Source organism: Bacillus sp. FSL R7-0166, from assembly GCF_038008935.1.
GTDB classification, from domain to species: Bacteria; Bacillota; Bacilli; order Bacillales; family Bacillaceae; genus Bacillus; species Bacillus altitudinis.
Window position 1 is genome coordinate 2,346,527 of record NZ_JBBPAC010000001.1, and the last position, 17,882, is coordinate 2,364,408.

Genomic DNA, 17,882 nt, shown 5'->3' on the forward strand with positions numbered 1-17,882 from the left:
ACCCTGATCGACTTTTTTATTCTCCTTTTTTCGGTGTGTTATATAGTTCTTTCGGTGCTGGTTTGAGTTTAGGCGCAGAGCCGAACACGACAGGAGCAGAAATATATCTGAATTCTCCCTTTCCATCCATACTTCGGCCATGTGCCCATCTGCCTTCTTTGCTTTCTTCTCCTCTTGAGAAGTTAAACAAATCATAGGATACTTGCTGTTTTTCCAGTGAGCGCGGGAAGGTGGTTGGAACAACGACATCCCCTTCTCGTTCTTCTAATTCCTTAATTGCAGCCAGCCACATATTTTGATGATATGTATCACGAGCAATGAGAAAGGAGAGCATATCCTTCACTCCGCGGTCATCGGTCATTTCATAAAGCCGTGTAACCTGAAGTCTGCCTTGTGACTCCGCATTCAAATTTGCCCGGAAGTCAGCCATTAAATTTCCGCTTGCAATGATATATTTTGCATTCCACGGATACCCTTGACTATCTGCTGCCATTGCCCCTAAGCCTGCAACAATTGCATGTTGAGGATTCATTCCGCCCATGACGGCTGCAAGTGCTGGATCACTTTGATACGCTTCTTCTTGTTCTTTAACTGGGGCATTATCAAGTAATCGAGCAATCATCGTTGCCAGCATTTCGACATGACCGATTTCCTCCGTTCCAATGTCATGGAGCAAATCTTTATATTTTTGATCCGCTCGGCAGTTAAACCCTTGAAATAAATATTGCATCATCACGCTGATTTCTCCATATTGACCGCCTAACACCTCTTGTAATTTTTTCGCATAAAGAGGGTCCGGCTTAGAGGGCTTTGCTTCATATTGCAGTTCTTTAATGTGATAAAACATGATGTCATCTCCTTTATTTACAAACACCTTTGCACTTATCACTATTCAGCCGATCCCCTCTTTATGAAAAATCGCATGCTCTTATAAAAAAAAGAGAACGGCATCTGCCATTCTCTTTATCGTCCTACTTATTCAGCACTGACTAAAATTTTCACTTGATCTTTTTCATTGATTAATGCATGGAAGCCATCTTCGATCACATCGTCCAGCTTGATTTTTTTCGTGACGAGTGTGTCTGCAGAGAAATAGCCTTTTCTCATTAAGTTTAATACAGATGGGAAAACATCTCTGTAGCCGATGATTCCTTTGACTGTACGTTCTTTAATGACAATGTCATTCGGCATAATTTCTGCGCCTTTTTCCCAAATGCTTACAATGACTGTTTCACCTGAAATTCTAGTTGATTGGATTGCTTGCTTCAATACAACAGGTACACCTGTCACTTCAAAAGAAACATCGACTCCACCATTTGTACGGCGTGCGATTTCTTGAACAACATCTTCATACTGAGAAGGATCTACAATGATCGCTCCAAGTTCTTTTGCTTTTTCTTGGCGCTCTTTTGATAATTCCACTGCATAAATGTCAGTAGCACCAGCTGCTTTTAATGCTTCAATGACAAGTAAACCGATTGGTCCACAGCCAAACACAGCTGCTGTATCCCCAGCTTGCACTTTACTAGAACGAACCGCATATAAAGCAACTGCAGAAGGTTCAACAAGTGCACCTTGCTCATATGAAATTTCGTCTGGTAACAAATGAAGTAATTCTTCATCGACAGATACATATTCAGAGAATCCTCCACCGCCACCAGCAAGTCCTAAAAAGCCCATGTTTTCATCTAAGTTGTAAGCACCTTGGTGCCCGTGAGTTGCAAAAATAGGTTCAACAACCACTCGATCGCCTACTTTGTAATTACTCACGCCTTCTCCAACTTCTACAATTTCACCAGAGAACTCGTGTCCCAGTGTAATGGGTGCTTTTTCTTTTGTAAGTGGATGAGGTTCGTTCACAGGAATGAAGATCGGCCCGCCTAAATATTCATGTAAATCACTACCACAAATGCCGCACCATTTTACTTTCAGTTTCACTTTTCCTGGAGCAACTGTTGGTTCGTCAATTTCCTCTAGTCGAATGTCTTTTTGATCGTGCCAGCGTAGTGCTTTCATTTGTAAGACTCCTTTTCTCATCAATTTAATTAACTTACTTAAATAATGATAACATAATTTTTTTAATTTTCTAAGTAAGATGCACTATTTTTTTGACAGTCAATGGACGAAAAATGACAAAACATAGCAACAGACAAATAAGAAGCATACATAGGCAGCCAATTATGACAGAAGTACGTATCGATAAAACATGCGCCAATGCGCCGCATATTCCTGTCATCATCATCGTCAGAACTGCTTCACATAACGCATAAAAACTTGCCACTCTCCCCATGACCTCTACCGGGATATTCGTTTGATAAAAAGTCATAAAACCAGTGTTTGCAAATGCTAAAAAGAAAGCGAGAACAAAAAAGCCAGCTGCTGCGATAGTCAATGTGCTTGAAAAAGCATAGATCAAGTATCCAAAAGCCACAAACAAACTCCCCGCACCAAGCATCACTGAAATAGGCAGCCTTTCGACAATGACCGTATTGAGACATGCCCCTAAGATAATCCCTGCTCCAGCTACACTGACAAGAAACCCATATTCGGTATTGGACAACATCAGCACTTCCTTTGCAAAAGCTGCTTCAAGTGAGTCAATTGCAGTCGGCAGCACCGTGATGGCAGCACTAAATAATAAATACACGGCCATCACTTGACGGGATGTGAGACTGAAATGAAAGACAAGTTTTGCATCTTCCTTTAATACCGAGAGAGAAAAACCCTTTTGTGCCCCGTCTGCTTTTGACAAAATCGGTAAACACATCGTCAAAACAGCAGATATCAAAAGGCAGATTGCATTTACATAAATTGAAAGGACTGGTGTACCAATGAGAAAAAGCAGCCCTGCTACGGCGGGTCCGAGTAAAAATCCACCAGACTGAAGCAAAGATCGAATGGCATTAAACCGTTTTCGTTTATCCGCCGGGATTAGTGCTGTCATATACACCATCGAAGCTGGATGAAACATGGCTTGTGCCATATGAATGAGAAATAGCATCACATATACGATCAATAAGTGGCCTGAAAATAAGGCAAAGGGTAAACAAGCAATCAGAACGGCCCGGCATAGATCTAGACTGATCATGACATTCCGCTGATTCAGTCTATCTACTAAACTACCAGACCAGCTATTTGTTAAAAGAGCCGAGACAGGTCTTAACATATAGACGGCTGTTACAGCAAGAACGGAGCCCGTTTCCTGAAAAATCAGCAGATGGAGAGCAATCATATAAATCCATTCTCCTATGTTCGCAATACCAATCGCTCCAAGTAACATGCTCATATCCCGCCAATGTTTTTTCATCGTGGTGCCCTCCTTTTTGTCATAAAAAAATCCCGCCCCCAAGACATTTCTGTCTTGAGGACGGGATTGACTCCGCGTTGCCACCTCAGTTCATTCACCTGTTACCAGATGAACCTTAGCAGGTTATCGCTAACCCATCTCTATAACGGGAGAATGCCGCTGCACCACCATCACAATGAATCCGGTGCAGAGCTAAGAGGCTTGGTTCTGTAACGCTTCCCAGCTCCTTCTCAGCTTCACGGAGTTCTCTGTGTGAGGCAGCCATTACATACTCTTCTCTATTTGCGCTTTATCTTTTTTTCATCACGATCTTCAGCTGAGTTGTTCTATATTGTACTGCGTCTCCGTCAAGGCGTCAATGTTTTTTCATGTTAATCCGCATAAATCATTTTTCTAGTCATGCCGCCATCAACAACCACATCGGTTCCTGTCACAAATTGATTGTCTTCATCTGTTAAATAAAAACAAGCTTTGACAATATCCTTTGGCGTTCCTACTCGATTGGAAAGGTGCTGCTGATGATCAATTTCTCGCAAATTTTTCTCATCCTTCGTTTCAATCCACCCAGGGGAAATGCTGTTTACTGTTATATGATTCTGACTAAAAGAAGCAGCCAGCGCATGAGTAAGTGCTGATATCCCGCCTTTTGATGCAGCATACGCTTCTGTATGAGGCTCTGACATGGTCGCACGGGTAGATGAAATATTCACAATGGAACCGCCGTTTGGATTCTCTTTGATATAACGTGCCGCTTCCCTTGCACATAAAAAAGCACCTCGTAGGTTTGTATGCAGCACATGATCAAACTCATCAACCGTTAGCTCATAAGGCGATTTTGTACACATAACCCCTGCATTATTGATGAGAATATCGATCGTTTGATAACGAGCCACAGCAGCTGACATGATGTCTTGAATATCCTTCTCTTGTTTCACATCCGTTTTTTTAAAAAAAGCCTCAAAGGACTCCTTTTTCAGCTGATCTTCCAAGCGCTTGCCCTTCTCTTCGTCAATATCCGCAAGCACAACACGCGCCCCTTCTTTCGCATAGCCATACGCGATCGACTCACCAATTCCATTTGCTGCGCCAGTGATAACGACTGTTTTATTGTGAAAATTCATCGTTTATCCTATCCTTTCTCTCATGAGATGTTGTCGTCTATCATACCACTCATGTATACACGATACCTAGTCAAATGGGACATAGAAAAACCACCACCTAAATCATACATTAGGAGGGTGGTATATTTGTAATTCTCCATATTGACGACATAGTCGTTTGCTTCTTGTGTAAAGTCTGGGAAAGTTTGTGTTTATCATTCAGTCATTCTATTCGGCTCTTTTTCTGTATGACTATAATTAAAAAGCAGCCTTTAGTATATCTAAGTAATCCGCTTTCGTAACGGCACGAACATTGCTTTTTGTAGAGTTATTTTGTTCTGCTAGTTCAGCCATTTTTTCAAAATCTTCTACTTTTACATAAGATAATTCTTTTAGTGATGGAATACCTAAATTCTTTGTGAATGTATACATACCATCCATTAATTTTTGAATCGCCACATCATCTGCATCCGTTTTATCTGCAAAGCCCATGATGTTTGCAAGCTCTATGTGCAATGATTTGTTTTCAGCTGCATTAAATTGTATGACATAAGGTAAAAACACAGCATTTGCGATACCATGAGGCGTATCATAAAGACTGCCGAGCGCTTCGGCTAAACAATGTACGGCTGCTACATCAGCAGAACCGAAGCATAAGCCAGCGAGTAAACTGCCTTCCTGCATTTTGTATCTTGCTTCTAAATCAGACCCGTCTTCATACGCCTTCGGTAAATAGGTCACAATGGTTTTCATTGCGCTTGCCCCCATCGCCTTAGAAATAGGGTTTGTTTCTTTACATGTATAGCCTTCAATCGCATGGACCAGTGCATCAACACCTGTTGCCGCTGTTATACTTTTTGGCACCGTTGAAGTAAGAGCAGGATCCAAAATCGCAATAGTTGGTCGAAGCAAGGCATGTTTTAAGGTGATTTTTTTATGTGAAGCAGCTAACGTAATCACAGATGAACGGGTCACCTCAGAGCCAGTTCCAGCCGTGGTTGGAATACAAATTAAGGGTGATACATTTGTGTACGCCTTCTTCCCTGCTATATACTCTTCAGGATTACCACCATTTGGACCTAATAAAGCAATGGCTTTTGCCGTATCCATTGGGCTTCCTCCACCAATCGCAATTACCGCTGATGCTTGTACTTTTCTAAAGAGCTCTGCACCCGTTAGACATTCATGATCTCTAGGGTTTGGAGATACTTGATCAAAGACGACAACGGAATAACCAGCTTCTTGCAAATATGCTTCAATAGGCGTCACCAATCCTGCGCTTTTTACACCAGGGTCAGTCACAATCATAATTGTAGCACTAGGCAAAACCATGTCCTCTACAATAGAGGCAATATCTTTAGATTTTCCAGTCCCCATGATCATTTTCGTATGACAATCATATTCAAAATTTATCATTGATTTTCTACCCCTTCATTTGTTGATTTAATCGCTTGTTTTTCTGCTCCCCACCATTCTATTCCTTTTAAACCTGGAATGGTAGAAGCGTAAAAAACAGGGTTCTTTCCTACCTTTCTTTGTCCCATGTAATCATTTAGAGCCGCAAAAGCAAATTTGCCTAAAATCGCAATAGCAACCAAGTTAACAATAGCCATAATCGCCATCGACAAGTCCGCTAACGTCCAAACGATTTGTAAGTTGGCGAGAGCACCAAACATGATCATCATTAAAACAGTGATTCGATACACGAATAGCGCGGTTACACTGTGATGAATAAAACCGATATTGGCTTCACCGTAATAGTAGCCACCTACAATGGAGCTAAATGCAAAAGTAAAGATCGCAAATGCTAAGAAAATACTAGCCCAAGAACCGAAATGCTGCGCCATTGCAGCTTGAGTGATTTCAATACCTGACAAATCACCTGCTGTTTCTACTGTTGATAGCATAATAATAAATGCTGTACAACTACAAACAACTAATGTATCAAAAAATACGCCTAATAATTGAACAAACCCTTGTTTTACTGGGTGTGAAACATGGGCAGCAGCTGCTGCATTTGGCGCACTTCCCATTCCTGCTTCATTGGAAAATAAACCGCGTTTGACACCGTTCATTATTGCAGCGCCGATTCCGCCTCCAACCATTTGCTCTAATCCAAACGCACTTTTCATAATACTTGCTAATGCTGCGGGTACATCAGCGATATTTGTCACTATCACATAAAGTGCTAAGATAATATAAAACGAGGACATGATTGGCACAATGATTTGGGTAAAGCGGGCAATTCTCTTTACACCACCAAAAATGATGAGAGCCGTAAGAATGGTTACGAATACCCCCATACCAATTGGATTGATACCAAATGAATATCGAAAGGCATTTGTGATGGTGTTCGTTTGTACTGCATTAAAAATCAAGCCAAAACTAAGAATAACAGAAAAGGCAAAGATCCTACTTGGCCATTTCAGTCCAAATTGCTTTTGTATATAATAGCCTGGCCCCCCTTTAAAACCATCACTTGTTCTCACTTTATATATTTGAGCGAGTGTGCTTTCGACAAATGCAGAAGCTCCCCCTAAAACTGCTGCAAACCACATCCAAAAAATAGCTCCAGGACCACCAACTGTGATGGCAATAGCAACACCTGCCATATTTCCAGTTCCAATCCTCGTCGCTGCTCCGATAAAGAAAGCTTGCATTGAAGAAATGTCTTGACTCCCTTTTATTTTTGGGGCTTTTTCAAAAATAGAACGGAAGATCTCTTTTAGTAAGACAATTTGCATAAACTTCATTCTCACCGTAAAGTAGATTCCAATCCCTATTAACATAACGACTAAAATATATGTCCATAAAAAGTCATTTATTGAATTGACAATCGTTTCAAACAAAGCCATCCCCCCTATAAAATCTGAACATTCTAAATAATGAAAGCGCCTACTTTTATCATAGTAAAAATGTTATGATCTATCTATAGAAGTTTTCTGATTGCATCAATCGGCTCATCCGATTTAGGAGGGATTGACGTTGGAAATAAAGCAACTGATGATGTTCCAAACAGCATCAAAAGTATTAAACTTTACAAAAACAGCACAAATACTTGGCTATGCTCAATCTAGTATCACGGCAAATATCGCTGCATTAGAAGAAGAGTTAGGAACCCCTCTTTTTGAAAGGCTTGGAAAAAGGGTGATTTTAACAGAAGTTGGTATGAAGTTTCAAGATTATACGGATAAGATTTTAGGTTTAACAGGAGAAGCATTAGAGGCTGTTGGCGGGATGAGTGAGCCAAGCGGCATTTTGAGAATATGTGCATCTGAAACACAATGTACCTATCGACTTCCTCATATTTTAACGGACTTTCAAACAACGTATCCTAAAGTAGAACTGATTTTCCGTCCCGGAATAGCTGAAAAGGATGTTTTAAATCTATTACTAGAAGGACAAATTGATGTCGCCCTATTATCGATGAATCCTGTCGTATCCTCACATTTAATTGTAAAAGAATTAAAAGATGAACCGATGGCCATTGTATGCTGTCCAACAAATCCATTGAGCAAAAAACAAAAAGTATATCCTATCGATTTAGACGAGCAAAGATTGTTGTTAACTGAAGACTGCGATTATCGTTATGCCTTCGAACACTCTTTGACACAGACAGGAGCAAAACCGAGAAGTAAACTAGAACTAGCAGATGTAGAAGCCATTAAAAAATGTGTAATGGCTGGTCTAGGAATTGCTGTACTTCCCGAAATTTCTATAAAAAGAGAAATAACAGAAGGCCATATGATTAAAATCAATTGGATGGGACCCTGTCTCACAACGAAAATCCAACTATTCTGGCATAAAAATAAATGGATGTCTCCTGCTTTGAAGGCGTTTGTTGATTTAACAGAGGAATATATCCTTCTCAATGGGTAATGTGAAATATTTACTTGGGCAGCCTTCAATTTCTTTCACCATTAAATATTAACGAGTTATCCAATCATTTAAAGTAAATCACGTGTATACAAAAAGCCCTCTACATAGCTATAGAGGGCTTTTTAGAAGAACAAAGGATTAATAGGATCTGATGCTCTTCAAACCAATGATCATAAAGACCACCGTAAAAGCAATTAAAACCGTCGCATCTAATAATAAGATAGAAAGATTAACATTGCCGCTCATGATCTCACCAAAACCAGACATCATCCATGTTTGCGGTATAGTCAAAGAAATCTTCTTCATAATGTCTGGAACGATATCTAAAGGCCAATAAATACCACCCAGCATGCACGATCCTACAATGACAATTGCACTAAAGATTTCAGCTTGTTTTTTTGTTTGAGATAAAGTAGCTATCATAAATCCTAAACTTACGACAAGGCCTATAACAAATGATCCGAACAATAAGATAAGAAACAGGTTGCCTAAGTAGACATTAAAGAAAATAGATAAGATGGTCAAAAGAACACCCAATTGTATCCATCCAAGAAGGAAATATGCCATTAAATAGCCCAGAAGTACATATATTTTATGGATTGGACTCGAAAGCAATCTTTGCCATGTATAATTTTTATACTCCGAATGTATAGATGACAAAGAGCTTGAAATCGCAAACATCATAAACATAATGGTAAAGCCAAGCGGTATTAAATTTGGTTGTTGGCTTGCTTGACCATTTTGATTTTTTTCGGCCAATGAAATCGTACCAGATTCATTTAACTTGTTCAATGCATTGGTGAGAGAAACACTTTTCTGCTCTTTCACACCCTGATTGATTTGATAAATGATGGCAGCTGTCTCTTTTAAATAGGGAGATAAGACTGCATATTCTTCAGTTTTTTTATAAACTGTCACATCAAAAATCTCTTTATTTTCTTTTAGATGGGACTTTAATTGGTTTACGACTTTCACAGACGCAACTACCTTTTCTTCAGATACTAAATCTTTTGCGTCGCTTTCAGTTGCCTTTACCCAGAGAAATTTGGTGTTTTTTTCGAGAATTTGAAAAATTTCTTGATCTAGTTTACCTTGACTGGGCTCTAGAATAAAAGCAACTGTCGGTTTCTTTGTATCAGATGCGGTACTACCAAAGATAAAACTAAATACAATTGGCATCACAAATAAAAAAATGAGGGTCAATGGGGACTTTAATGTTTCTTTTAACTTTAACGTGATAATGGCTAATATTTTATGCATAACGATGCTTCCTTTCAAAAGACATTCTTAATAAAGCAATGATGAAGAAAGCCATTCCCATCCCACAGCTAAGTAATAATCCGTTTTGTATTTCACTAAAATCAGCACCTGCCATACTTTTCAAAAACATTTGAAGTGCAAGAGAATTAGGTAAAAAATAGCTGATATCAATCACCCATTGTGGGAATAAGTATAAGGGCACCATACTCCCGCCTAAAGCAGCTAACACTTGAGTGCCTAAAATCCCCACACTATTAAACGTTTTTTCTCTTTTGATAAAAGAACCAATCAGCACCCCGAAACCCGCAGCATTTAATATAAAACTACATCCGATCATAACAACAGTAAAAGGCTCTCCCCAGTTCACCTTAAAGACAAAGCTAGTAAATAAAATAATGACCGCAAGTTGAATCATACTCATTAAAATAATGCCCAATAACTTTCCAATGATATAACTAGTATTGTTTAATTTTGATACTAGTAGTCTTTTATAAACTTCTTCTTCTTTTTCCTCTATCATACTGCCAACCAAGAAAACAACAGTCATTAATAAAAAAAGCACACCCATCCCGCCTGCGTAGTATTGGAAGGATGTAATCGGCTGGCTGTTGATATGAATATTCCTTTCGTTCACTAGTTCTTTTTTCAGTTGATCAGACACGACCTCCACTTCTTTACCTTGATTCAACGGCACCAGAATACGATTCATATGATAATTTTGAAAGAATTGCAAAACCACATTTTCTAGGACCATTTCCTGTAAGCTTGAATTAGGTCCTTTCAAAATATTCAATTGCACATGATCATGATTTAATAGGCTTTTTTCAAAATTCGGCTTGATGATTATACCCATTGTAATGTCTCTACTATTTAAATCTTTCTCTAGCTGATTTTTCGAGGTGACCTTCACTTCAAATATGTCACTGAGTTCACTCTTAGACAATGTTGAAAGAAACATTTTACTTGTAGCGGACTTATCTTGATCTGTTATTCCTACTCGAAATGAATTGATCCTAATTTCGCTATCTTTCTTCATGTTATCTCCAAATGCTGCACCTAAAATAGCAATTAATATGATAGGCATAAAAAAAAGTGTAAAAAAGCTTTTCTTATCCCTAAAAAACAATAATAGATCTTTCAGTACAACCCAAATACTCATATACTTACCTCTATTCGGTCTAGTCTCGTAATTTCTTACCTGTTAAATACAAGAATACATTTTCTAAATTTGGTTCTACAACTTCTGCTGAAATTAATTGAACATGTAATGCGGTTACACCTTGAATAAGTTGACTTAGTAAATGCTGAGGATTGTCATCAAATAATTTGATTTGATTTTCCTGCACCGTAAAGTCATTCAATGGGTGGTATTCATTTATATATCGGCACACTCGCTCCATATCCTTTTGTCCTTGTTCACATTTAATCGTAAAAATGATTTCTCTCTTTTCTCCAACAAGCTCAGCCAATTCACTTAAATCACCTACCTTAATGAAAGAACCTTGATCCATAATAGCTATTTTTTCACATAGATATTCGACTTCCTCCATGTAATGACTCGTATAAATAATCGTCATTCCTTCACCATTTAACGTTTTAACTGTTTCTAATATATGATTTCTGGATTGCGGGTCTATACCCACTGTAGGCTCATCCATTATTAATAGTTTTGGCCGATGCAAAATCGCACATCCTATATTCACTCTTCTTTTCATCCCTCCTGAGAATACTTTCACCTTATCATTCGCTCTATTACCCAGACCAATTAATTCAAGGATTTCTTGTACTCTGCTTTTTAATTCTTCTCCTTTAAGTCCATACATTTTCCCCCAAAACGTTAAATTTTCTTTTGCTGACATATCTAAATATAAAGCGATCTCTTGCGGAACAATGCCAATCAATTGCTGTGCATGCTTTGTTTCTTTATGTAGATCAATGCCTCCAATCTTAACAGTCCCGCTCGTTGCATGTATAAGTCCTGTCATGATACCGATTAAGGTTGATTTCCCTGCACCATTAGGGCCCAACAATCCAAATGATTCACCTTGTTTTAAGTGGAAGCTAATCCCTTTTAATACTTGTTTACCTTCATAATTTTTGATGATGTTTTGTACTTTTAGCAATCGCAATCTCTCCTCTATTCTTCCTATCTATCATAATCCTGTCCAATCATTGCCAACTGTTTTATGGTATGTCTTTCAACTAAAGATCATTTTTTCCAATTTACTCATTTTACCACGTTATGAAATGTAGAAGAACAGTATAGGTCTTTTTATATTTATAAACAAAAAAACTTACAGGAAAAATCCTGTAAGTTTTTTTCGATGGATCATTATTTAGAAATCATGCCATGCGGGTCAATCACAAATTTCTTCGCCACACCCGAATCAAAATCGCTATATCCTTTAGGGGCTTGATCAAGGGAAATGACGGTCGCATTAACGGCTTTGGCGATTTGTGCCCTTCCGCTTAAAATAGATTTCATCAAGCTGCGGTGATATTGCATGACAGGGGTTTGGCCTGTCACAAAGGTATGGGCTTTGGCCCAGCCAAGTCCAATTCGCACTTTCAGAGATCCAACTTTTGCATCTTCATCCACAGCACCTGGATCTTCTGTGACGTAAAGTCCTGGAATTCCAAGTTTACCGCCAACTTTGGTAATATCCATAATTGTATTTAAAACAGTGGCTGGTGCTTCTCCTTGATCTCCATGACCTGAAGCTTCAAAGCCGACACAATCGACCGCACAGTCGACTTCTGGCTCTCCAAGGATGTTTGTCATTTGTTCACCGATTCGATCATGTTTTCGTAAGTTAATCGTTTCGCAGCCAAAGCTTCTCGCCTGCTCGAGCCTTTGTTCATTAAGATCACCTACGATGACAACAGAAGCGCCAAGGAGCTGAGCGGAATGCGCTGCTGCAAGACCTACTGGCCCTGCACCAGCAATATAGACGGTAGAGCCCGGCTTTACGCCAGCCGTATAAGCACCATGAAAACCTGTCGGGAATATATCAGAAAGCATCGTCAAATCAAGTATTTTTTCCATCGCCTGATCTTTGTCCGGAAATTTGAGTAGCTGGAAATCAGCATATGGCACCATGACGTACTCCGATTGGCCGCCAACCCATCCGCCCATATCTACATATCCATAAGCTGAGCCAGGTCGATCGGGGTTCACATTTAAACACACATGGGTTTTTTGTTCTTTACACATGACGCAGCGACCACAGGCAATATTAAATGGAACTGATACGAGATCACCCTTTTGGATAAACTCTACATCTCGTCCAACTTCAACGACTTCACCAGTAATTTCATGACCAAGGACAAGTCCTTCAGGCGCAGTTGTACGCCCTCTTACCATGTGCTGGTCGCTCCCGCAAATGTTTGTTGTCACCACTTTTAAAATGACGCCATGCTCACACTTACGTCCAACATTGGCTTTAGGTACACCAGGGCCATCTCTTAAAACCAAATCAGGGTATCCAATATCCTCAACTGCTACATTTCCTGCTCCTTTGTAAACGACACCTTTGTTTCCCGACATGTTTTCATTCCTCCCTTTTTGTTTAAAAATGAAGTCTCTCCAAAATTCTCTCTTTCTCGGGCTTTTTCCTTCTTTTAACCGCACATTGACTCAAAAAGTAAGTGACAAATGTCTATCTAGGAGAGAAAAATGTACTTTCCAGTCAAATAAAAAAGAAAATATTGAAAAAAAAGCTAAACATTTGCAGAACATTGTCGATATAAGGAATAAGCCAGACAGGTATCCTTAATCGACAAACAAATTCCTTATATATACTATCATTCCTTACACACCTGGCTGGCCCCTACATATGAAATGAATGCAAAAGACTCTTCTTGTGAAGAGTCTTTTTTATTGACGAATGGTCCATTTCATCGCATGCAAAAAGGCTCCTCTGACGAAGAGCCTTTTTTAATTGCTTGTTCATTACCTGGGAAATATTTTCATCATCATTTTAAGGCTTTGATACAGATGTATGTATCATAATGGTAAACAGAGACGTCTCTAAAGTGATACGCTGAAAAAAGACAGCTGATGTCTTCTTCACTGTACGTTGAAAGAGACTGTGAGCGTTTTTGTTCCTTCATTAGTTCCTGCTTTTGAAAAGATAAGAATACTTCTCCATCCACTTGAAGAACACGATATACCTCTTTCATAACTTGTTCGATATCTGGCAAGTAATAGATGGTCTGCACTGTGAACAATTTATTGAATGATCTGTCTTCAAAAGGTAATTGCTCAGCTTTTCCAAGTGTGATAACGGCTTTTTCCTGCTCGACAAGCCTCTTATGTTTTCTTTTCGCGTATTTTACCATATGACGCGAAGCATCGATTCCATATACTTTCCCTCGATCAAGTTTTTCCGCTACTTTAGATAATGTCATACCTCTTCCAGTACCAATTTCTAAGATCCGGTCGTTTTCTTGTATATTTAAGAGTTGAATCGTCCATTGATTGATATTATGATGATTTTTTTCCATATAGCGGGCAACCCATTTTGAGAACAAGCCCTTTGGTTCCCTCATTTGTTTTCCAATCCAGCTTTGAATCAATGTCAACACCTGCTTTGCACCAGTAAATAAAACTATTTACGAATTTTCTTACTTTTCATATCGGCTCTCGCCTAACAAAAGTTAAGACCTAGTCCTAATTTCTTTGTCTTTTATTAGACGGCACCTTTTCTGAAAATGTTTCGCACGTCATGAAAAATATTTAAACAAATAGGCATTTTCATTAATTGTGCTCAGATTGATTTCGTTTTCCGCATGAGCTGCATATTTTATGAATGTATCTTGATTAGATAAAGGTGGTGCTAGATTATGGGCTTTGGCGGTTATTCTGGAGGCTACTGCGGTGGCTACGGTGGCGGTTTTGCAGGCGGATTCGCATTGCTTGTTGTACTGTTCATTTTGTTAATCATCATCGGTGCAAGCTGGATTTGCTAATGTAAAAGGAGCAGGAAACGATAACGTTTCCTGCTCCTTTTCTTTAATACCAATAGGTTGGATAATTGTACATATAGCGTCTGAGCATTTCTTCTTGCTCTCTTTGCATTCTGTATGGATTGCCGTACCCGTGCTTTAAAGAATGCGGAATAGACGCATACCCGTGCCCCACTGACGGAAACCTCATATATGGTGACATTGACATTCATTGATCACCTCACAATCTCCTTTTACGGTTATCATATGTGCAGGTGATCAATGTGGAGCGTGTCTAAACCTGGTCCTTCTCCCTTGTATAACAATCAAGCATTGCAAGCATCATAAACATGTCAATCTCCTCCTTTTCATGTTTTTATTGTCCTTTTTAGTTCATGTACTTTAGTTGTTTCTGCTTCATTTCTTCATAAAACGTTTCGACTTGTTGTTCATAAAGAACGGTTTCAATGTCTTTGTATTTACGTTGGATCGTCAAAGTAATAAAAAATAAATGGATTGTCATATACGCTCACCTCCCTTCAGTTCGCAGCACGCGAAATAGCCCGCAGATCTTCTTTATCAGTTGACCTGCGGGCACACAAAAATGCAGATCAAAAGACAGTGTCTTCTAACCTGCGATGGATGATACGTGAAATCCTCGTTTACTTAAACAGTTTTGTAGCGTGAACCGTAAAAGGTAAAGGAAGGACACGAGCTCTTCCACAGGCTGATGACATGATGAAATTGGTTGTTGAATTGATCACAAGTAGATACGAATAACATATTCTTCAGCCTCCTTTACGTTTTTAATTACTTTGTAAGTATATCCAGCAAGCACCATTTTGTAAACCTGTTTTTAGTAAATTAGATGATTTTTGTGTGTTTGACTAAATTTCCATAGTGATTCTTGTCCGATTATCCAGTGCAATTTAAAAAAGTCTCCTCATCACATGAGGAGACTTTTCGACTTAATCTTCATCTAGTTCTTGTAGCTTTTTTTGAAAAAAGATCGCACGTTTCACGCAAAGAAAAGCAGCCAATAGGAAAACACAATCAACTGCCAGCATCAGCATTTTTGGTGATGCTTCTATGTGCTGATTCGGTAAAATCGTACCAATATATAAAAAGGTGCTGACAGCAAGCAAAATAAAAGCGTATTGCTTGTAATCTGTCACTAAACCATCCCACTTTTTCTTCACTTGATTCACCTTCCCGTTATCAATGTCTATTGATAGCTTACCATAGTGAGAGAAAGCGAGGGACATGTAAATCTATCCATTCGTTACTGCGTCGAGCCCTTGTTCAATATCATGTAATAAGTCATCAATATCCTCAATACCGACAGAAATACGGATTAAACCATCTGTGATGCCAAGCTCTTCTCTACGCTCTTTTGGAATAGATGCATGGGTCATGCGAGCAGGAACAGAGATTAAACTTTCAACCGCCCCAAGGCTTTCTGCGATTGTAAACAATTTTAATTGGCTTAAAAACACGTCGACGTTTTCTTCTTTTCCAATATCAAAAGAAATCATACCGCCAAAGCCTGTTGCTTGAGTTTTTGCAAGCTCATGACCTGGGTGAGCGCTTAAACCTGGGTAATAGACACGTGTAATCGCAGGATGTTGTTCTAAAAACTCAGCGATTTTCTGCGCGTTTTGTTGATGTGCTTCCATTCTTAGTCCGAGCGTTTTCATCCCTCGCATTAGAAGCCACGCATCTTGCGGTCCAAGAATACCGCCTGTAGAGTTTTGAACAAAGTGCAGTTCTTCACCAAGCTCTTCAGTAGCTGTCACGACAAGTCCGCCCACCACATCACTATGGCCGCCTAAATATTTTGTGGCACTGTGCAAGACAATGTCAGCCCCATATGAAATCGGCTTTTGAAAATATGGGGTAAAAAACGTATTATCGACAATCATCAAGATGCCAGCTTCTTTTGTGATCCGGCTTATGGCTTGTAGATCGGTCATTTTCAGCAATGGATTGGTTGGTGATTCAATATAGACGGCTTTTGTTTCTGGTAAAATTGCTTTTTTCACCGCTTCAGGATCACTTGTGTCTACAAATGTGGATTTAATGCCAATCCGGTTGAGCACCTTTGTCATCACACGATAGGTTCCGCCGTACACGTCGTCAGTCAGTACGATATGATCTCCGCTGTTAAACAGCATCATCACAGCTGTAATTGCAGCCATCCCTGAACCGAATGCATAGCCGTTTGCCCCGCCTTCAAGATCACGAATGACTGTTTCCAGTGCTGTTCTTGTTGGATTCGCAGTTCTGGAATATTCATATCCAGTGTGCTCGCCTGCTTTAGGCTGCTTATAGGTGCTGACTTGGTAAATAGGAACAGACACGGCTCCTGTTTTTTCATCACCAGTGATTCCACTATGAATCATCATTGTTTTTGGCTTCATTTTATTTTCCTCCCTCATAAATACCTTTACTTAGATAACGCTCACTGCTATCAGGAAAAATAGTGACGATCACCGTCCCAGGTGATGCCTTTTTCGCTTCCTCTAAAGCGGCAAATAGAGCGGCTCCAGACGAGCTTCCGATCAGAACACCTTCCTTTTCAGCTGCTTCTTTCACCATTCGGAAAGCATCATCGTCACTGACGGTATAAATTTCGTCAAATAAAGTCGATTCCATATAATCTGGAATAAATTCAAGGCCAATTCCTTCCGTTCTATGTGGTCCCGGCTTTCCGCCATTTAAAATAGATCCTTCTGGTTCCACGATCACTGTTTTTATCGCTTCTTTTTGCTCTTTTAAATAGGCAGCACAGCCTTGAAACGTTCCGCCAGAGCCCGCTCCTGCTACAAACACGTCTATGTTCCCCTGGAGGTCAGACCATATTTCTGGCCCGAGCGTTTTATAGTAAGTCAATGGATTTACTTGGTTTTTAAATTGTAAGACGCAATAAGCATTGTCAAGGCTTGCCTCTAGTTCAAGGGCTCGATCAATCGCACCCTTCATCCCATCTTTTCTTGGTGTATGAATAATTTCTGCACCAAGCGCCTTCATGAGCTGTTGTTTCTCTTGACTAAAATGTTCTGGTACACAGAAGATCGGATGCAATTGATGTTTTCTTGCACTTAGCGCAAGCCCGATGCCTGTGTTTCCTGCAGTTGCTTCAATAATGGTTCCGCCTGGGCGCAGTTTGCCCGATGCCAGCGCTTCTTTAATCAGCATATCACCTAAGCGATCCTTAATACTTCCGCCTGGGTTCATCATTTCAAGTTTTGCATAAACATCAACACCTGGCGGCACACCCATCCCTGACAGTTTTAAAAGCGGTGTGTGGCCAATTAATTCCGTAATATCATGTATGACAGCCATATAAATCCCTTCCTTTGTATGGAAAAGAAGGGGGAAACCCCTTC

At 39.6% G+C, this 17,882-nt stretch carries 18 protein-coding genes; 2 read left to right on the forward strand and 16 right to left on the reverse strand.

Features of this window, described 5'->3' with window-relative positions:
- Nucleotides 1–16 precede the first annotated feature (16 nt).
- The 6 genes from NST01_RS12120 to NST01_RS12145 all read right to left on the reverse strand — a co-directional run bounded on the left by NST01_RS12120 (nt 17) and on the right by NST01_RS12145 (nt 7,262).
- Complete coding sequence (locus NST01_RS12120) at nt 17–847, reverse strand: manganese catalase family protein (RefSeq protein WP_007501404.1); 831 nt, start codon at nt 845–847, stop codon at nt 17–19.
- A 128-nt stretch (nt 848–975) separates the two neighbouring features.
- Nucleotides 976–2,016, reverse strand: a complete 1,041-nt coding sequence (locus tag NST01_RS12125; protein WP_008342621.1) for a 2,3-butanediol dehydrogenase — start codon at nt 2,014–2,016, stop codon at nt 976–978.
- 70 nt (nt 2,017–2,086) lie between these two features.
- Nucleotides 2,087–3,307, reverse strand: a complete 1,221-nt coding sequence (locus NST01_RS12130) for an MFS transporter (RefSeq protein WP_048001496.1) — start codon at nt 3,305–3,307, stop codon at nt 2,087–2,089.
- A 371-nt stretch (nt 3,308–3,678) separates the two neighbouring features.
- Nucleotides 3,679–4,428 (reverse strand): SDR family oxidoreductase, encoded by a 750-nt coding sequence (locus NST01_RS12135; RefSeq protein ID WP_326115831.1) that lies wholly within the window; start codon nt 4,426–4,428, stop codon nt 3,679–3,681.
- Nucleotides 4,429–4,665: 237 nt separating this feature from the next.
- Nucleotides 4,666–5,823, reverse strand: a complete 1,158-nt coding sequence (locus tag NST01_RS12140; RefSeq protein WP_056705384.1) for an iron-containing alcohol dehydrogenase — start codon at nt 5,821–5,823, stop codon at nt 4,666–4,668.
- A complete protein-coding gene (locus NST01_RS12145; RefSeq protein WP_025207691.1) occupies nt 5,820–7,262 on the reverse strand; it encodes an alanine/glycine:cation symporter family protein in 1,443 nt (480 codons plus the stop codon). Before NST01_RS12145 ends, NST01_RS12140 begins: the two co-directional genes overlap by 4 nt.
- 130 nt (nt 7,263–7,392) lie before the next feature.
- On the opposite strand from NST01_RS12145, the gene NST01_RS12150 reads away from it, so the two are divergent.
- Nucleotides 7,393–8,286 carry a LysR family transcriptional regulator gene (locus tag NST01_RS12150; protein WP_129547735.1) on the forward strand — a complete coding sequence of 298 codons (894 nt, stop codon included), beginning with the start codon at nt 7,393–7,395 and terminating at the stop codon, nt 8,284–8,286.
- 138 nt (nt 8,287–8,424) lie between these two features.
- Here NST01_RS12150 and NST01_RS12155 read toward each other — a convergent pair whose 3' ends face one another.
- From NST01_RS12155 to NST01_RS12175, 5 genes are all read right to left on the reverse strand, one after another.
- Nucleotides 8,425–9,546, reverse strand: a complete 1,122-nt coding sequence (locus NST01_RS12155; protein WP_046344081.1) for an ABC transporter permease — start codon at nt 9,544–9,546, stop codon at nt 8,425–8,427.
- Nucleotides 9,539–10,705 carry an ABC transporter permease gene (locus NST01_RS12160; RefSeq protein WP_341041949.1) on the reverse strand — a complete coding sequence of 389 codons (1,167 nt, stop codon included), beginning with the start codon at nt 10,703–10,705 and terminating at the stop codon, nt 9,539–9,541. The genes NST01_RS12155 and NST01_RS12160 overlap by 8 nt, the downstream gene beginning before the upstream one ends.
- Nucleotides 10,706–10,724: 19 nt before the next feature.
- Nucleotides 10,725–11,669, reverse strand: coding sequence for an ABC transporter ATP-binding protein (locus NST01_RS12165; RefSeq protein ID WP_341041951.1), 945 nt, complete (start codon nt 11,667–11,669; stop codon nt 10,725–10,727).
- A 209-nt stretch (nt 11,670–11,878) separates the two neighbouring features.
- A complete protein-coding gene (gene fdhA / locus NST01_RS12170; RefSeq protein WP_046526825.1) occupies nt 11,879–13,093 on the reverse strand; it encodes a formaldehyde dehydrogenase, glutathione-independent in 1,215 nt (404 codons plus the stop codon).
- A 428-nt stretch (nt 13,094–13,521) separates the two neighbouring features.
- Nucleotides 13,522–14,124 (reverse strand): class I SAM-dependent methyltransferase, encoded by a 603-nt coding sequence (locus NST01_RS12175; RefSeq protein ID WP_017367683.1) that lies wholly within the window; start codon nt 14,122–14,124, stop codon nt 13,522–13,524.
- Between the two features lie 267 nt (nt 14,125–14,391).
- Here NST01_RS12175 and NST01_RS19370 point away from each other — a divergent pair, with 267 nt between their 5' ends.
- A complete protein-coding gene (locus NST01_RS19370; RefSeq protein ID WP_008342643.1) occupies nt 14,392–14,517 on the forward strand; it encodes a YjcZ family sporulation protein in 126 nt (41 codons plus the stop codon).
- A 43-nt stretch (nt 14,518–14,560) separates the two neighbouring features.
- Here the strand turns inward: NST01_RS19370 and NST01_RS12185 are convergent, their stop codons facing one another.
- From NST01_RS12185 to NST01_RS12205, 5 genes are all read right to left on the reverse strand, one after another.
- Nucleotides 14,561–14,722 (reverse strand): hypothetical protein, encoded by a 162-nt coding sequence (locus NST01_RS12185; RefSeq protein ID WP_154666048.1) that lies wholly within the window; start codon nt 14,720–14,722, stop codon nt 14,561–14,563.
- Nucleotides 14,723–14,881: 159 nt separating this feature from the next.
- Nucleotides 14,882–15,016, reverse strand: a complete 135-nt coding sequence (locus NST01_RS12190; protein WP_008342648.1) for a YrzI family small protein — start codon at nt 15,014–15,016, stop codon at nt 14,882–14,884.
- A gap of 445 nt (nt 15,017–15,461) precedes the next feature.
- Nucleotides 15,462–15,692, reverse strand: a complete 231-nt coding sequence (locus tag NST01_RS12195; protein ID WP_017358091.1) for a YrhC family protein — start codon at nt 15,690–15,692, stop codon at nt 15,462–15,464.
- Nucleotides 15,693–15,764: 72 nt separating this feature from the next.
- Complete coding sequence (locus NST01_RS12200) at nt 15,765–16,913, reverse strand: bifunctional cystathionine gamma-lyase/homocysteine desulfhydrase (RefSeq protein WP_060781229.1); 1,149 nt, start codon at nt 16,911–16,913, stop codon at nt 15,765–15,767.
- Nucleotide 16,914: 1 nt separating this feature from the next.
- The gene (locus NST01_RS12205) at nt 16,915–17,838 is read right to left on the reverse strand and encodes a PLP-dependent cysteine synthase family protein (protein ID WP_099496634.1); all 924 of its coding nucleotides are present in this window, start codon (nt 17,836–17,838) and stop codon (nt 16,915–16,917) included.
- Nucleotides 17,839–17,882 lie beyond the last annotated feature (44 nt).

Coding starts and splice junctions, on each gene's coding strand:
- NST01_RS12155 (WP_046344081.1), bottom strand. CDS start 9,546: ATGCATAAAATATTAGCCATTATCACGTTAAAGTTAAAAGAAACATTA.
- NST01_RS12190 (WP_008342648.1), bottom strand. CDS start 15,016: ATGACAATCCATTTATTTTTTATTACTTTGACGATCCAACGTAAATAC.
- NST01_RS12160 (WP_341041949.1), bottom strand. CDS start 10,705: ATGAGTATTTGGGTTGTACTGAAAGATCTATTATTGTTTTTTAGGGAT.
- NST01_RS19370 (WP_008342643.1), top strand. CDS start 14,392: ATGGGCTTTGGCGGTTATTCTGGAGGCTACTGCGGTGGCTACGGTGGC.
- fdhA (WP_046526825.1), bottom strand. CDS start 13,093: ATGTCGGGAAACAAAGGTGTCGTTTACAAAGGAGCAGGAAATGTAGCA.
- NST01_RS12130 (WP_048001496.1), bottom strand. CDS start 3,307: ATGAAAAAACATTGGCGGGATATGAGCATGTTACTTGGAGCGATTGGT.
- NST01_RS12135 (WP_326115831.1), bottom strand. CDS start 4,428: ATGAATTTTCACAATAAAACAGTCGTTATCACTGGCGCAGCAAATGGA.
- NST01_RS12125 (WP_008342621.1), bottom strand. CDS start 2,016: ATGAAAGCACTACGCTGGCACGATCAAAAAGACATTCGACTAGAGGAA.
- NST01_RS12120 (WP_007501404.1), bottom strand. CDS start 847: ATGTTTTATCACATTAAAGAACTGCAATATGAAGCAAAGCCCTCTAAG.
- NST01_RS12185 (WP_154666048.1), bottom strand. CDS start 14,722: ATGTCAATGTCACCATATATGAGGTTTCCGTCAGTGGGGCACGGGTAT.
- NST01_RS12145 (WP_025207691.1), bottom strand. CDS start 7,262: ATGGCTTTGTTTGAAACGATTGTCAATTCAATAAATGACTTTTTATGG.
- NST01_RS12200 (WP_060781229.1), bottom strand. CDS start 16,913: ATGAAGCCAAAAACAATGATGATTCATAGTGGAATCACTGGTGATGAA.
- NST01_RS12140 (WP_056705384.1), bottom strand. CDS start 5,823: ATGATAAATTTTGAATATGATTGTCATACGAAAATGATCATGGGGACT.
- NST01_RS12205 (WP_099496634.1), bottom strand. CDS start 17,838: ATGGCTGTCATACATGATATTACGGAATTAATTGGCCACACACCGCTT.